The organism is Bartonella sp. AA16NXGY (assembly GCF_042197325.1).
Taxonomy (GTDB): Bacteria; Pseudomonadota; Alphaproteobacteria; order Rhizobiales; family Rhizobiaceae; genus Bartonella.
Genome location: NZ_JBHIRR010000088.1, coordinates 1 through 503, shown reverse-complemented (window position 1 = coordinate 503; position 503 = coordinate 1). Strand labels below are relative to the sequence as shown.

The 503-nt window shown below is 43.1% G+C and carries 1 pseudogene; it reads right to left on the bottom strand.

The features are described from left to right. Nucleotides 1-284 precede the first annotated feature (284 nt). Nucleotides 285-503: pseudogene (locus tag ACFINK_RS09470) on the bottom strand (hypothetical protein); the annotation flags it as partial.

Below are 503 nucleotides of genomic sequence, written 5' to 3'. Positions count from 1 at the left end.
AAGATGCTCAGGGTCAAACCACCCTTTAAAATGCTGCCTTGTCTTGTTTTGGAAATGCGCAACATCTGAACTAAAGGCTGCAAGATCTCGCTTGGCAGAAGCGATCCCCTCTTGCAGATGATTAACAAAACGCACAACAAGAGAAACATCCATGATCGTCTCTTATCCTAACTGATGGCTTTCATATTCTTGAGCTTTCAGGCGCGCGAGTTCTTCTCGATAGGCAATCACATCCAGCCAATCCATCTGGTTAATCTCTGAAGGCGCCCAGTGATAATAAAGGGCTAGTTCTGCCCCAAATTGTCTGGCAGAGAGGATTGGCGTTGCGTAAAAAAAGCAAAAAAAGCCTTCAATATTGCGACAATATCCATCACATCAACTCGATCAATCAATTCAATAGATTCATGTGACATATCAGCCAAAAGTGCTGTGATGCCTTCTGTTGCCTCACTTGTGAACAAAACTTGAGAAAGCTTCGTGATAAGCACATCATTGCTCAAAGT